1 protein-coding gene is annotated in these 284 nt (G+C 31.0%); it reads right to left on the bottom strand.

All coding sequences use genetic code 11. From position 1 onward, the window contains the following. Positions 1 to 284, bottom strand: a 284-nt coding sequence (locus Q4548_RS16815) for a DDE-type integrase/transposase/recombinase (protein ID WP_336622750.1), incomplete at both ends; no start/stop codon positions are given.

Here is a 284-nt window from a genome sequence, read left to right as displayed (position 1 = left end):
TTATCTATCTTATATCCCATAATTTGCTTAGAATAAGCATCTGTTACTAATGCTAAGTATGCATGTCCTTTATCCGTTTTAATATAGGTGATGTCTGTTACCCACACTTGTTCTGCTCTGGTTGGTACTTTGTCTTTAATTAGGTTCTTGTATTTGTAAAACATGTGTTTAGAATTGGTGGTTACATGATAGTTTTTGTTTCTCTTGATCAGTAGTTTATGGTTTTTAAGTAGGGTAAAGAACTTATCTCTACCTATTTTAATACCAAGTTTTTTGAACTCATT

Source organism: Wenyingzhuangia sp. 2_MG-2023, assembly GCF_030548295.1.
Lineage (GTDB): Bacteria > Bacteroidota > Bacteroidia > Flavobacteriales > Flavobacteriaceae > Wenyingzhuangia.
The sequence above is the reverse complement of the archived record's forward strand: the minus strand, read 5'-3'. Positions and strand labels throughout refer to the sequence as shown.